General features: G+C 68.6%; 12 protein-coding genes and 1 tRNA gene. 6 read left to right on the forward strand and 7 right to left on the reverse strand.

The window, feature by feature from the left end:
* Positions 1-207: 207 nt before the first annotated feature.
* Genes thrB through argS form a run of 5 tightly spaced genes read right to left on the reverse strand, consistent with a single transcriptional unit; the run spans position 208 to position 6,550 of the window.
* Positions 208-1,089, reverse strand: a complete 882-nt coding sequence (thrB, locus tag BKN51_RS26780; RefSeq protein ID WP_101610267.1) for a homoserine kinase — start codon at positions 1,087-1,089, stop codon at positions 208-210.
* Entirely contained in the window at positions 1,086-2,147 is a 1,062-nt protein-coding gene (gene thrC, locus BKN51_RS26785; RefSeq protein WP_101610268.1) for a threonine synthase, read from the reverse strand. The genes thrB and thrC overlap by 4 nt, the downstream gene beginning before the upstream one ends.
* A complete protein-coding gene (locus tag BKN51_RS26790; RefSeq protein ID WP_101610269.1) occupies positions 2,144-3,454 on the reverse strand; it encodes a homoserine dehydrogenase in 1,311 nt (436 codons plus the stop codon). Before BKN51_RS26790 ends, thrC begins: the two co-directional genes overlap by 4 nt.
* Positions 3,455-3,457: 3 nt before the next feature.
* Entirely contained in the window at positions 3,458-4,891 is a 1,434-nt protein-coding gene (lysA, locus tag BKN51_RS26795) for a diaminopimelate decarboxylase (protein ID WP_101610270.1), read from the reverse strand.
* Positions 4,892-4,894: 3 nt separating this feature from the next.
* Entirely contained in the window at positions 4,895-6,550 is a 1,656-nt protein-coding gene (gene argS, locus BKN51_RS26800) for an arginine--tRNA ligase (protein WP_101610271.1), read from the reverse strand.
* Positions 6,551-6,753: 203 nt separating this feature from the next.
* On the opposite strand from argS, the gene BKN51_RS26805 reads away from it, so the two are divergent.
* The gene (locus BKN51_RS26805) at positions 6,754-7,551 is read left to right on the forward strand and encodes a DUF3105 domain-containing protein (RefSeq protein WP_101610272.1); all 798 of its coding nucleotides are present in this window, start codon (positions 6,754-6,756) and stop codon (positions 7,549-7,551) included.
* A 9-nt stretch (positions 7,552-7,560) separates the two neighbouring features.
* The gene (locus tag BKN51_RS26810) at positions 7,561-8,274 is read left to right on the forward strand and encodes a DUF305 domain-containing protein (protein ID WP_101610273.1); all 714 of its coding nucleotides are present in this window, start codon (positions 7,561-7,563) and stop codon (positions 8,272-8,274) included.
* A gap of 387 nt (positions 8,275-8,661) precedes the next feature.
* Here BKN51_RS26810 and BKN51_RS26815 read toward each other — a convergent pair whose 3' ends face one another.
* Both BKN51_RS26815 and BKN51_RS26820 read right to left on the reverse strand, forming a co-directional pair.
* On the reverse strand, positions 8,662-9,579 hold the full coding sequence (locus tag BKN51_RS26815; protein ID WP_101610274.1) for a cation diffusion facilitator family transporter: 918 nt from the start codon (positions 9,577-9,579) through the stop codon (positions 8,662-8,664).
* A gap of 151 nt (positions 9,580-9,730) precedes the next feature.
* On the reverse strand, positions 9,731-10,855 hold the full coding sequence (locus tag BKN51_RS26820) for an epoxide hydrolase family protein (RefSeq protein ID WP_158255735.1): 1,125 nt from the start codon (positions 10,853-10,855) through the stop codon (positions 9,731-9,733).
* A 45-nt stretch (positions 10,856-10,900) separates the two neighbouring features.
* Here BKN51_RS26820 and BKN51_RS26825 point away from each other — a divergent pair, with 45 nt between their 5' ends.
* The 4 genes from BKN51_RS26825 to BKN51_RS26840 all read left to right on the forward strand — a co-directional run bounded on the left by BKN51_RS26825 (position 10,901) and on the right by BKN51_RS26840 (position 13,552).
* On the forward strand, positions 10,901-11,338 hold the full coding sequence (locus tag BKN51_RS26825; RefSeq protein ID WP_101610276.1) for a MarR family winged helix-turn-helix transcriptional regulator: 438 nt from the start codon (positions 10,901-10,903) through the stop codon (positions 11,336-11,338).
* A 65-nt stretch (positions 11,339-11,403) separates the two neighbouring features.
* A tRNA-Arg gene (locus BKN51_RS26830) sits at positions 11,404-11,476 on the forward strand.
* A gap of 506 nt (positions 11,477-11,982) precedes the next feature.
* Positions 11,983-12,951: a ParB/RepB/Spo0J family partition protein gene (locus BKN51_RS26835; protein ID WP_233222981.1), complete on the forward strand. Its 969-nt coding sequence runs from the start codon at positions 11,983-11,985 to the stop codon at positions 12,949-12,951.
* A gap of 337 nt (positions 12,952-13,288) precedes the next feature.
* Positions 13,289-13,552, forward strand: coding sequence for an acyl carrier protein (locus tag BKN51_RS26840; RefSeq protein WP_101610278.1), 264 nt, complete (start codon positions 13,289-13,291; stop codon positions 13,550-13,552).
* Positions 13,553-13,567: the final 15 nt, after the last annotated feature.

The raw sequence follows: 13,567 nt of genomic DNA on the forward strand, positions 1-13,567 counted from the left end.
CTTGCCAGGCTGTGCTGTTGCCGGACTCTGTGCGGGACTGGCGGATCAACAAAGGATGCGGGCCAAGGATGACACTGGTCACCTGGACCGGCACCGGGTGCGGAAACGCACGGTGATCGAACGCCCCCGAGGGTAGACCGCGCCACGGCCGGGTGCAACAACCACCCCCCGCGTGGCGGGATGGGGCCCCGGCATGTGACCGAGGCTTTACTGGGCCGCGACCTGAACGCCGCCCGGATCGACCGGCAGCTCGGTGACGTCGAAAGATGTAACGTCCACGCCCGCCGGGAGTATTCCCCCGGTGGTCAGCGCGAGCACGCTCGGACCGGCTCCGGAGATGGCCGCGGCCACCCCTTCGGCCCTCAGCGCGCGAACCAGTTCGCTGCTCGCCGGGTACGCGGGCGCCCGGTAATGCTGGTGAAGCCGATCTTCGGTCGCGGAGAGCAACAGGTCAGGGCGCGAAGTGAGCGCGTGGACCGCGAGCGCCGCGCGACCCGCCGTGAACGCCGCGTCGGCGTGCGGGACCTGGGCGGGAAGCAGGCCGCGCGTCGCGTCGGTGGAGGACCGCAGGGCCGGGATGGCGACCACGGGCCGGATGTCGTGATGCGGCTGGAGCCGTTCGGCGAGGAACCGTTCGCCCTCGTTCCAGGCCACCACGAAGCCGCCCAGGAGGCTCGCCGCGGCGTTGTCGGCGTGTCCCTCGAACCCGGCCGCCAATTGCAGCGCATCGTCGTCCAGGGCCTTCTCAGCCAGCGCGTACGCCGCCGCGACGCCGGTCACGACGGCGGCCGCGGACGAGCCGAGGCCGCGGGCGTGCGGGATGGCGTTGAAGCAGCGCAGGTGCAGGCCCGGCACCCGGACGTCCAGGTGCTCGCAGGCCCGCCGGAAAGCCCGGACGACCAGGTGCGACTCGTCGGTCGGGACGTCGTCCACGCCGCCGGCGCCCGCGTCGATCACCTCGATCTTGAGCCCGTGATCGGTGATCCGGAGTTCGACCCGGTCGTACAGCGCCAGCGCCAGGCCCAGCGTGTCGAACCCCGGGCCGAGGTTCGCCGAAGACGCCGGGACCTTGACCTTGAGCAGCGTCATCGCAGGTCCAGCGCTGCGGCGACGGCGGTCGGGTCGACGGCGAGCGGTTCGACCTCGACGTTGCCCTCCAGTGCCGTCGCCGGGTCCTTCAGGCCGTGGCCGGTGACGGTGCAGACGACGGTCGAGCCCTTCGGCAGGCGGCCGTCGGCGGCCGTCGCGAGCAGGCCCGCGACGCTGGTCGCCGAGGCGGGCTCGACGAACACGCCCTCCTTGCTGGCGAGCAGCCGGTACGCCTCGAGGATCTTCTCGTCGGTGATGGCCTCGAACAGCCCGGCGGAGGCGTTCTTCGCCTTCATCGCGCCGTCCCAGGACGCGGGGCTGCCGATGCGGATCGCGGTCGCGATGGTGTCCGGATCGGGCACCGGCTCGCCGTGCACGAGCGGTGCGGCGCCCGCCGCCTGGAAGCCGAACATCCGCGGGGTGTTCTTCACCACACCGTCGCCCGCGTACTCCGAATATCCCGCCCAGTAGGCGGTGATGTTGCCCGCGTTGCCGACCGGCAGGCAGTGGATGTCCGGCGCCTTGCCGAGCACGTCGCAGATCTCGAACGCGGCCGACTTCTGGCCCGCGATGCGCACCGGGTTGACCGAGTTGACCAAGGTCACCGGGTAGTCGATCGCGGTCTTCTGCGCCAGCTCGAGGCAGTCGTCGAAGTTGCCGTCCACCTGCAGGATCCGCGCGCCGTGCAGGACGGCCTGGGCGAGTTTGCCCATCGCGATCTTGCCCTGCGGGACCAGCACCGCGCAGGTGAGCCCGGCGCGGGCCGCGTAGGCGGCGGCCGACGCCGAGGTGTTGCCGGTGGAGGCGCAGATGACCGCTTGGAGCCCGCTGGCGAGCGCGTGCGTGATGGCGACGGTCATCCCGCGGTCCTTGAACGACCCGGTCGGGTTCACGCCCTCGACCTTGAGGTAGACCTCGCAGCCGGTCAGTTCCGAGAGGTGCGGCGCGGGCAGCAACGGGGTGTTGCCCTCGCCGAGGGTGATCACCTTCGCGCCGGCCGGGACCGGGATCCGGTCGGGGTAGGCCTGGATGATCCCTGGCCATGGTTGGGGAATCACTGGTCTTCGCCTTCCACACGCATCACACTGACGACCTGGTTCACCACATCGAGTTTGGCGATGTCGTCCACAGTGGACTTCAAGGCCGCGTCCGGCGCCAGGTGGGTGACCACGACCAGGCTGGCCGTGTCGTTGGCGTCGCGCTGCCGCACCGCGGCGATGCTGACGCCGTGCCCGGCGAACGCCTGGGCCACCTGGGCGAGCACGCCCGCTCGATCGGCCACGTCGAGACTGACGTGGTACCGCGTCGGCGTCTGGCCCATCGGCCTGACCGGGAGCGCGGCGTGCGCGGATTCGCGCGGGCCACGGCCGCCGACGACCCGGTTTCGAGCCACCGCGACGAGGTCGCCGAGCACGGCACTCGCGGTCGGCGCGCCACCGGCGCCCTGACCGTAGAACATGAGCTCACCGGCGGCGTCGGCCTCGACGTAGACGGCGTTGTACGCGCCGCCGACCCCGGCGAGCTGGTGCCCGCGCGGGATCATCACCGGATGTACGCGCGCCGAAACGGATTCGGCGCCGTCGTCGGAGGTGACGCGCTCGCAGATGGCGAGCAGTTTCACCGTGCGGCCCAGCACCTTCGCCGCGGCGAGGTCCGACGCGGTGACGTCGGCGATGCCCTCACGGTGCACCTCGGACGCCGTGACGCGGGTGTGGAACGCGAGCGAGGCGAGGATCGCGGCCTTGGACGCCGCGTCGTAGCCGTCGACGTCGGCCGTCGGGTCCGCCTCGGCGTATCCGAGCCTGCTGGCCTCTTCCAGGGTTTCCGCGTAGCCCGCGCCGGTGGAGTCCATCGCGGACAGGATGAAGTTGGTGGTGCCGTTGACGATGCCCATCACGCGGGTGATGCGGTCACCCGCCATCGATTCGCGCAGCGGGCGCAGCAACGGGATCGCCCCGGCCACGGCCGCTTCGAAGTAGAGGTCCACACCGGACGCGTCGGCGGCCTCGAACAGCTCCGCGGAATGCTCGGCCATCAGCGCTTTGTTCGCCGTGACAACGGATTTCCCGGCCTTGAGCGCGTCGAGCAGCCACTCCCGCACCGGCTCGATCCCGCCGACCAGTTCGACGACGACGTCGACGTCGTCGGAGGTGACGAGCTTCGTCACGTCGGAGGTCACCAGCTCCGGCGGCAGTTCGGGGTGCTTGTCGGGGCGCCGCACGGCGATGCCCGCGAGCTCCACCCTGGCGCCCGCCCTGGCGGCGAGCTCCTCCGCCTGCTCGGTGAGCAGGCGGACGACCTCACCGCCGACCGTCCCGCAGCCGAGCAGGGCGACCCTGATCACGCGTCCGTCCACAGTAGACACTTGCTAGACCTCCAGGCGCAGCATGTCGTCCGTCGTCTCCCGCCGCAGCAGCACGCGGGCGCTGCCGTTGCGCACGGCCACCACCGCGGGCCGCGGCTGCCGGTTGTACCCGCTGGCCATCGAGTAGCAATACGCCCCGGTGGCCGCCACGGCGAGCAGGTCGCCGGGAGCAAGAGTGTCGGGGAGCCAGCAGTCCCGGACGACGATGTCGCCGGACTCACAGTGTTTTCCCACGACCCGGGACAGCGCGGCGGCGACCTGGCCGTCCCCGTCGTCGTCGGAGGTGCGGGAAACGAGACGGCAGTCGTACACCGCGTCGTAGAGCGCGGTGCGGATGTTGTCGCTCATGCCGCCGTCGACGCTGACGTAGCGCCGGGCGGCCTTGTCGCCGAGCGACACGTCCTTGATGGTGCCGACCTCGTAGAGCGTGATCGTGCCGGGACCGGCGATGGCCCGGCCCGGCTCGCCCGCGATCTTCGGCACGGGAAGGCCCGCGTACTCGCATTCCTTGCGGACGATCTCGCGGATCTGCGTGATCATCTGCGCGGGCGGGGGCGGGTTGTCCTTGTCGGTGTAGGCGATACCGAAACCGCCGCCGAGGTCGACGATCGACAGCTGGTCGAGCAGATCGTTGCCGTGCTCCTTGGCGAGTTCGGCCAGCAGGCCGACCACGCGGCGGGCGGCGACCTCGAAGCCGTCGGCGTCGAAGATCTGCGAACCGATGTGGCTGTGCAGGCCGATCAGCTTGAGCGACGGCGCGTTGAGCACGCGGCGCACGGCTTCGGCCGCGTCACCGGAAGCCAGCGAGAAACCGAACTTCTGGTCCTCGTGCGCGGTCGCGATGAACTCGTGGGTGTGCGCCTCGACGCCGACGGTGACCCGGATCAGCACGTTCTGCACGATGTCGTGCCGGGCGGCGACATCCGCCAGCCGCGCGATCTCGTAGTAGGAGTCGACCACGACCGTGCCGACGCCCGCCTCGACGGCGGCTTCGAGTTCGGGAAGGGACTTGTTGTTGCCGTGGAAGGTGATCCGCTCGGCCGGGAAGTCCGCGCGCTGCGCGACGGCGAGTTCGCCGCCACTGCAGACGTCCAGGCTCAGTCCCTGCTCGGCCACCCAGCGGGCGATCTCGATGGACAGGAACGCCTTGGACGCGTAGTGCACGAGCGCCGGGTCGTCGAAAGCCTCGGCGTAGTCGGCGCAGCGGGACTTGAAGTCGGCCTCGTCGACGACGAACAGCGGCGTGCCGTACTTCTCGGCGAGTTCGCGGACGTCGACGCCCGCGATGCGCACGACGCCGTCTCCACCTCGGAAGGTGTTGCGGGGCCAGACCTTCGGATACAGCCTGTCGAGTTCTTCGGGACTCGACGGCGGGAAACCGGAGGCGTCGGCGTGGGGGTAGACGTCGGCGTGGCGGGGGCCGGCGGGGTGAGCCATCGATTACATCCGTTCCGGAGCGGAGACACCGAGCACCGTGAGGCCGTTCGCCAGTACCTGGCGGGTCGCCTCACAGAGCGCGAGCCGGGAAAACGTGAGGGGGGTGGTCTCCTCGTCGCCCTTCGGGAGAACCCGGCCGACGGCGTTCCACTTGTGGTAGGCGCCGGCGAGTTCTTCGAGATACCGGGCGACGCGGTGCGGTTCGCGCAGCTGTGCGGCCCGGCGGAGGACGGTCGGGAATTCGCCGAGTGTGCGGATGAGATCGCCCTCGGCGGGCAGGGTGAGCAGACCGAAGTCGACATCGCCATCGGTTTTGAGGCCGAGGTCGGAAGCGTTGCGCTGCAAGGAGGCCAGCCGCGCGTGGGCGTACTGGACGTAGTAGACCGGGTTGTCGTTGGAGTGCTTGCGCAACAGGTCGAGGTCGATGTCCAGAGTGGAGTCGACCGAGTAGCGGATCAGCTCGTAGCGGGCCGCGTCGACCCCGACGGTGCCGACCAGGTCCTCCATGGTGATCACGGTGCCCGCGCGCTTGCTCATCCGGACCGGCTTGCCGTCGGAGACCAGGTTGACCATCTGGCCGATCAGGACCTCGACCACGGCCGGGTCGTCACCGAAGGCGGCCGCGGCGGCCTTGAGGCGGGCGATGTACCCGTGGTGGTCGGCGCCGAGCATGTAGATGCAGAGGTCGAAACCGCGCTTGCGCTTGTCCTGGAAGTAGGCGAGGTCACCGGCGATGTAGGCCGGGTTGCCGTCCTTCTTGATGACGACGCGGTCCTTGTCGTCGCCGTGCTCCTTGGACTTCAGCCACCAGGCGCCGTCCTCGAAGTACAGGTTCCCGGAGTCCTTCAACCGCTGGACCGACGACCCGACGGCGCCGGACTCGTGCAGCGAGTTCTCGTGGAAGTAGACGTCGAAGTCGGTGCCGAAGTCGTGCAGGCTCTGCTTGATCTCGGTGAACATCAGCTCGATGCCCACCCGGCGGAAGGTCTCGGCGCGCTCGTCGTCCGGCAGCGACAGCGCGCTCGGCTCCTGGCGGATGACCTCGGCGGCGATGTCGTTGATGTAGCCGCCCGCGTAGCCGTCCTCCGGGGCGGGCTCGCCCTTGGCGGCGGCGACCAGGGACCGCACGAAGCGGTCGATCTGCGCGCCGTGGTCGTTGAAGTAGTACTCCCGGGTGACCAGGCCGCCCTGCGCGGACAGCACGCGGCCCAGCGCGTCGCCGACCGCGGCCCAGCGGGTGCCGCCGAGGTGGATCGGGCCGGTCGGGTTCGCCGAGACGAACTCGAGGTTGATCTTGAGCCCGGCCAGCTCGTCGCCGAGGCCGAACCGCTCGCCGGCGTCGAGGACCTGCTGGACGATCTGGCCCTGCGCGTCGGCGGCGAGCCGGAGGTTGAGGAAGCCCGGCCCGGCGACCTCGGCCGAGTCGATACCGTCGGCCGCGGCGAGGGCCTCGGCCAGCGCGTCGGCGAAGTCGCGGGGCTTCATGCCCGCCTTCTTGGCCACCTGCAGCGCCAGGTTGGTCGCGTAATCGCCGTGCTCGGGGTTGCGGGGACGTTCGATCGTCACCTTCTCCGGCAGCACGGAATCGTCGAGGCCGCGCGCGGTGAGAACCTGCACGGCTGAGTTACGGACCAGGTCGGCGAGAGCTGCGGGAGTCACTCGCGGAATTCTAGGTGTGACCTGGTCCGGGCTTCGCAGCGACCGCCGGAAGGTGTGAGCCAAGCCGGTGATCTTCCGGCTGTTCACGGTGATCAGACGCGCGGTCTCTACACTGGCCCGCGCAGGGACCACCCCCTTTGGAGAACGCAGGAGCCATGGCTAACGGGACAACCAGAAAAAAGGGCGCGTCGTCGAAGAACGCCATGAAGGCAGCCCGTAGTTCCGTCGTGTCCAAGAAGGGCACGCCCTGGGGCACGATCATCGCGGTCGTCGCGATCGTCGCCTTGGCGGCCTCGGTGGTCACCTACTACATGGTCGCCTCGGCGCCGAAGCGCGAGCAGAAGACCCGCGAAGAGACCGCGGCCGCCTTCGCGCCTTCGCAGCAGGACCCGGATCCCTCCAAGCGGATCAACGGCGTGACCACCACGACGTACGAGGGCTCCGTGCACGTCACGGCCGCCGAGCGCGTCGCCTACGACAAGACCCCGCCCTTCGGTGGCCCCCACGACCAGGCCTGGGCCGCGTGCAACGGCGTCGTCTACCCGGAAGCCGTCCGCAACGAGAACATGGTCCACGGTCTCGAGCACGGCGCGGTCTGGATCGCCTACAACCCGGCGCAGATCTCGGGCGAGGCGCTCGAGCTGCTGCGGGTCCGCGTCGAGGGCAAGCCGTACACCACGATGTCGCCGTACCCGAACCTCGACAAGCCGATCTCGCTGCAGTCCTGGGGCCACCAGCTGAAGCTGGACAGCGCCTCCGACGAGCGGATCGACCAGTTCATCGCGGCGCTGCGCACCAACCCCTACGGCGCGTACCCCGAGCGTGACGCCACCTGCGACGCGCAGATCGAGCCGGGCAAGTTCGACGCCACCCCGCCGGGACCGGACGCGAAGCCGATGGACTACAAGGGCACCGCGGGCACCCAGCAGGACGGGCAGCCCGGCGCCGGCCAGCCGTCGCAGCCCCCGGCCACCCAGCCGTCGGCGCCCGCGAGCAAGTAAGTGAGCCGGATGGACCCCGATCTCCAGTACGTCGACGAACCCGGCGACGAGGTACCGCGCTCGACCAAGAGCCGGTGGCTGGTGATCGGGGCCGCCCTGGTCGTCATGCTGATCGCGGGCTTCGGCCTCGGCGCCCTGACGACCAGGTTGGTCGACTCCGATCCGGAGCCGACGACCCCGGGTGCGGGCTCGGTCGAGGTCGGTTTCGCGCAGGACATGTCGGTGCACCACCTCCAGGCCGTCACCATGGCGGGCTGGGCGCGGGACCACACCGCCGATCCGGCGATCAAGACCCTCGCGTTCGACATCGAGCGCACGCAGACCGGCCAGGTCGGCCGGATGAAGGGCTGGCTGGGCCTGTGGGGCCAGCCCGAGCAGGCGAACGGCGCCTACATGACCTGGATGACCGAACCGTCCGGCCACGCCGGACACGGGGGCGTCGACATGAAGCCGTCGAACGGCGCGCCGATGCCGGGGATGGCGACTTCGGCCGAACTGGCCAAACTGCGGTCGCTGACCGGCAAGGAGATGGACGTCTTCTTCCTCCAGCTGATGCTGCGGCATCACATGGGCGGGACGGAGATGGCGCAGTACGGCAACGACCACACGTCCATCGCGGACGTGAAGTCGCTGACGCGGAGCATGCTCGTCTCGCAGGGCGCCGAGATGGACCTGATGAAGGGCCTGCTCCAGGAGCGCGGCGGCTCCCCGCTCCCCGCCTGACGCCTCCCCTCTTACTCGTTTGGTCCTCTAGTTGCGGTAGTTGGCTTCACGAACTACCGCAACTAGAGGACCAAACGCGTCGTGGGGGGTCTGCCGACGCGAGCCGATCGCGCTCCGACTGTCCACACGGGACACTTCCAGGCGGCTGAATGTCTAATTCATGCCTATATGCAGGCTTTGCAGTGGGGGTCGTGAGTGGCAAAGAGGGTTCTAACCCTCTTTGCCACTCACGACCCCCACCCCGAACCACGCAAAGCGCCTAAACCGGACGTCGATATCCCGAGACGTGTCCCTTAAGGACAGTCGAGGGAGCGTCAGGTCACCCCGGCAACCCCGCCCCCACCCGTCGGCCCCGCCTCGCCACCTTTGGCTTACGAGTCGTGGGGGTTACCAGGAGAGTTCCCGGCACCGTTGCGCGCACTGGGGCACTTCTATCTGCAGCGTCGCGTGCTCGATCGAGTAGCGGTCGGCCAGGAGGTTCTGGGCCTCGGTCAGGACCGCGGCCTGCTCGACGGTCGGCGCGATGGTGAGGTGCGCCGAAGCGACCTCCATCCCCGAAGTCAGCGTCCAGACGTGCAGGTCGTGGACGTCCTCGACGCCCTTCAGCCCACCGAGTTCGGCCTGGATCCCGGCGACGTCGACCCCCTTCGGCGCGTGCTGGAACAGGATCCGCAGCGCGCGGCGGGCGAGGGCGTAGGTGCGGGGCAGGACGAACAGGCCGATCGCGACACCGATGATCGGGTCGGCGTAGCGCCAGCCGGTCAGCAGCGTGATCGCGCCGCTCAGCAGCACCCCGACGGAGCCGATGAGGTCGGCGAGGACTTCGAGGTACGCGCCCCGGACGTTGATGCTCTCCTCTGCGCCCTTGCGCAGGATCAAGAACGAGACGATGTTCGCGACCAGGCCCGCGGCCGCGGCCAGCAGCACCGGCAGGCCGGGGACGACGGGCGGGTCGCTGATCCGGCCGAAGGCCTCGACCAGGACGTAGCCCGCGACGCCGAACAACAGGATGGCGTTGCCCAGCGCCGCGAGCACTTCGGCCCGGTAGAAACCGAACGTGCGGGTGAGCGTCGGGCCACTGCGCCGGGCGAGCATGATCGCCGCCAGCGCCATGCCGACTCCGAGGACGTCGGTGAACATGTGCGCGGCGTCGGAGATCAGCGCGAGCGAGCCCGTGGCGAACCCGACGATGAACTCCATGACCATGAAGCCGGCGCCGATGACCAGGGCGATCGTCAGGCTCTTGAGGTAGCGGCCTGACGCGCTCGACGGCGATGCCGTCCCATGCCCGTGCCCGTGACCCATTGCTCCGCCTCTCGTGAAGTCGACAGGCCGAATATATTGTCACATGCGCATATGTGCAATACAGGTGAGCCTAAGTTCACCATGTCTTAAGCCACACAAGGAAGCCATCCCCCAGGAGGGCCTTCCCGAAACTTGAAACCGACACGGACCGCTACCGAAGCGACCGGAAGAACCCCCGTAACTGGCCGACGAAGGCCTCGGGCTGCTCGAACGCGGCGAAGTGGCCGCCCTTGGGCAGCACCTCGTACCAGCGAAGATCGGTGTAGCGCAGCTCCGCCCAGCGCCGCGAGGGGCGGATGATCTCGCGCGGGAAGATCGAGATACCCGAAGGAACCTCAATCGCCGAGAGGTCCCGCTCCTTGCTCTCCCAGTAGATCCGCGCCGACGAAGCGGCCGTCCCGGTGAACCAGTAGACGGAGATCGCGTCGAGCATCTGCCGCCAGGACAGCGCGGTCTCCGGCGAACCGTCGTTGTCGGTCCACTCCCGGAACTTCTCGGCGATCCAGGCCGCCTGCGCCACCGGCGAGTCGGTGAGCCCGTAGCCGACCGTCTGCGGGCGCGTGGCCTGCTGCTGCGAGTACGCGGACTCGACCTTCTGGAACCGGATCAGGTCACCGATCGCGGCCTTCTCCTCGGCCGTCGGTTCACCCAGCCTGGCCTCGTCGTACGGGACGCCCGCCATGTTGACGTGGACGCCGATCAACCGCTCCGGCGCGACCTTGGCGAGCATGTTCGTGACCCCGGCACCCCAGTCGCCGCCCTGCGCGGCATAGCGCTCGTAGCCGAGCTCGCCCATCAGCTCGTCCCACGCCCGCGCGATGCGCTCGACGTTCCAGCCCGTCCCGGACGGCTTGTCACTCCAGCCGAACCCGGGCAGCGACGGCGCCACGACGTGGAACGCGTCCGCGGGGTCGCCCCCGTGCGCGGCGGGGTCGGCCAGCGGGCCGAGCACGTCCAGGAACTCGACCACCGAGCCCGGCCAGCCGTGCGTGAGCACGAGCGGCGTCGCGTCCGGCTCCGGCGACCGGACGTGCAGGAAGTGGATACCGAGACCGTCCACGTCGGTTTTGAAACCCGGGAAGGCGTTGACGCGGCCGGCCAGGCCGAAGTCGTAGTCCTCCGCCCAGTAGCGGCACAGCTCCCGCGCGAACTCCAGCGGGACACCCTGGCTCCAGTCGTCCACAGTGGCCGGCTCGGGCCAGCGCGTGGCGCGCAGCCTGGTCCGCAGATCGGCGATGGCGGATTCGGGGATCCCCACCTCGAACGGTTCGATCACGACAGCCTCCCAGTTCGTTGGTGACACCAACGCTACGCTGTCCCGATGAGCACCGCCCCCGCCCGGCTCCGCACCAAGGCCAGCTGGCTGGTCAACCAGGCCGCCACCGTGGCCCACCGGCTCGCCCTGGACGAGTTCGCCCGCAGCGGCGCCCGCCGGTACCACTACGGGATCCTCGCGGCCATCGACGAGAACGGCCCGTCGAGCCAAGCGACCCTGAGCCGCGCAACCGGAATCGACCGCAGCGACGTCGTCGCCGTCATCAACGAACTCGCCGGCGCGGACTACGTCGAACGCTCCCCCGACCCGGCCGACGGCAGGCGCAACCTGATCACCCTCACCGGCGCGGGCACGAGACGGCTCGACCACCTGGAAGAGCTGGTCAGAGAGACTCAGGACGCCTTCCTCGCACCACTGGAACCCGCCGAACGGGAACAGCTGACCCGGCTCCTGGCCCGCGTCGTGGACCACCACCACGGTTAACGACCACCGCGCGCGAGGCCCCCGGACCGGATGCGCTAAGCTTTCGGAGTCGCCCAGGCGGCAACGCCCTCGTAGCTCAGGGGATAGAGCACTGCCCTCCGGAGGCAGGTGTCGCAGGTTCGAATCCTGCCGAGGGCACACAGTCGGTTCACCGATCGCCCGGTGCGAACCGGATCGGACACTCACCAAGCGTGCTGTGAAAGGCCCGTTACTTGCAAATTTTGCAAGTAACGGGCCTTTCATAGCATCGGGTGGCCTCACCAGAGAATGGGCGCACAAACGAACTTTCAGTTCGTCCGCGCAATACGAAAGCTTCACGCTCAGTGTCCCGAATGACTCTCAGGAATACTGAGCGTCCCGAATCAGCCCCCAGCCTGCGATCTCCTGTGTACGGCCCATCTTCGACCCAGGCTGCCCGCAAGGCGCACTCCCGTCAAGCGACCCCCTTGGACAGCGTCGTCACCACCGCACAAAGGCCGACATGCCAGGTAAACCGGCAGCGGCCCGGTTGCGACTCACGGCCCTTGACAAGTTCACACACCGGCTCGAATGATGGAAAAGGTTTGACATGATCCAAGTTCTCTGGGGGCTAGAAGATGTTGAACTGGCACAAGGAAAAACAGGCAGACAGTCCACAGATCCCCGTGGCCAGGCGGGAAAGTGACTGGACAGCGGCCTCGGATCCAGCGCTCGGCGACGTCGTCGAAGTGCCGCTGGACGCGTTGTCGGCGGAAAGCTCACCACGGGCGGCGGGAGTGGATCTCGCCTACGCACGAATACTCGCGGAGACGGACAACCCGCTCCCCCCGATTCTCGTGCACCGTCCCACGATGCGGGTGATCGACGGAACGCATCGGTTGCAGGCGGCCAAGATCAAGAAGGCCACCGCGATCACCGTGCAGTTCTTCGACGGGGACGAGCAAGCCGCCTTCATTCTCGCCGTGAAGTCGAACATCGCACACGGATTGCCGCTTTCCCTCGCCGATCGCAAGACCGCCGCGAGCCGGATTCTCGGACTGCGCCCCCAGTGGTCCGACCGCGCCATCGCGGCGGTCACGGGCCTGTCCCACAAGACGGTCGGCCGGTTACGCCGTTCGACTGGGGAAGTTCCCCAGTCGAACGCCCACGTCGGCCGGGACGGACGCGTCCGCGCGCTGGATCCGACGCAGGGCCGCCGTCGCGCGCACGAGCTGCTCGCGAGCAACCCGTCCGCCTCCATCCGGGAAATCGCGCGCAGCGCGGGGGTTTCCCTCGCGACGGCGCACGACGTGCGGCATCGGCACCGCCACACCGAAACGTCCTCCCCCGCGACGCCGCGGGAAGTGGGCCCGGCACGGCCCCCGGCGAGACCACGCTCCGCCGACCCTCACCCCCAGACCACCGCCGATCAAGCGGCGGTGGAGCGGCTCCGGTCGGATCCCACCATTCGCTACACCGAGGCCGGGCGCACCCTGGTGCGCTTGCTGGACGGCCATCTCAACGACCGGGACGAGTGGGATCAGGTCGCCAGGAACATACCCGAACACCGGCTCGAATTGATCTCCGAGCTCGCCAAGACCCGCGCCGAAGACTGGCGCCAATTCGCGGCGCTGATTCAGAAACGCCAGCGCTGAAATAGCTTCATACAGTATTCGGAAAACTCCTGGACGGAGCGACGTCGAGACGTCGCCCACCAGGAGTTTTTCTTGTCATATGGCACTTTTCGGCCATCCGCGCGAAAGTCGGCGACACCGCACGGTGTTGCAAACCGTGGCCTATTCGGGACACAATAGTGTCAACCCGCCCGCATGCACGGACGCCACGCTGGGGTGACTTTCGCTGCCGTGAATCACGGGGCAAGGGATCAACTTAAACCACCGGTTTACTTTTCGCCGTACTCACCCGCGGTAGAACCGGAATTCCGAACTCGTCTACCCGCGCCCATCGGCGCGGATCAGCATAAGGGGACACATGAGCGCAGAAGAGGCACGGTCGGAACTACGTCAGCAGATCTTTTCCCTGCTGTCCGAGGTCGCGGGCGGTGTTCTGGAAAACCAGACCATCGAGGCGGACACCGAGTTCCCCGAGACGGGTATGAGCTCCATCGAATACCTGGCGCTCATCGAGAAGATCGAGACGAAGCTCGACGTGTTCATCGACCTCGAAGAGAACGAGGATCTGACCACCGTGGACAAGTTCTGCGACTACCTGCTGGAGCAGGTGCCCGCCGGCTGAGAAACGACCGTCGCC

The sequence above is a fragment of the Amycolatopsis sp. BJA-103 genome (assembly GCF_002849735.1).
GTDB lineage: Bacteria > Actinomycetota > Actinomycetes > Mycobacteriales > Pseudonocardiaceae > Amycolatopsis.